1 pseudogene is annotated in these 386 nt (G+C 35.2%); it reads left to right on the forward strand.

The annotated features are described in order from the left end of the window. Positions 1-111 precede the first annotated feature (111 nt). Positions 112-386: pseudogene (locus KH893_RS12850) on the forward strand (anaerobic ribonucleoside-triphosphate reductase); the annotation flags it as partial.

Genomic DNA, 386 nt, shown 5'->3' on the forward strand with positions numbered 1-386 from the left:
TCTATATTTTCGCCTCAAAAAAACTAACTCTAAGACACTTTTTTAGATTGAACCTTGTTGGAGAATCCGTTATTATTGGCGTTAATCAAAAAGATAAAGGAGTTGAATAAAATGATAAACCAAGATAATGATTCACCAGCAACATTAACCGCCATTAAAATCAAGGAAGACGATGGAAGTATCTCTGAATTGAAGGACGAACAAATAGAAAAAGTGCTTTTACACGCCAATGACAAAGTTGATCAACCGCTTGACAGCCAATTAATCAAAAATATTGTTGATCAAGTCATGACAAAAATGCCGCTTTCAGATGATTCTGTAGTAACCCGTCAGGGCTTGAACACAGCTATTTTGCGTTCTTTAAAAGAGCAAGGCAATCCACAATT

The organism is Liquorilactobacillus sicerae, from assembly GCF_029916425.1.
GTDB classification, from domain to species: Bacteria; Bacillota; Bacilli; order Lactobacillales; family Lactobacillaceae; genus Liquorilactobacillus; species Liquorilactobacillus sicerae.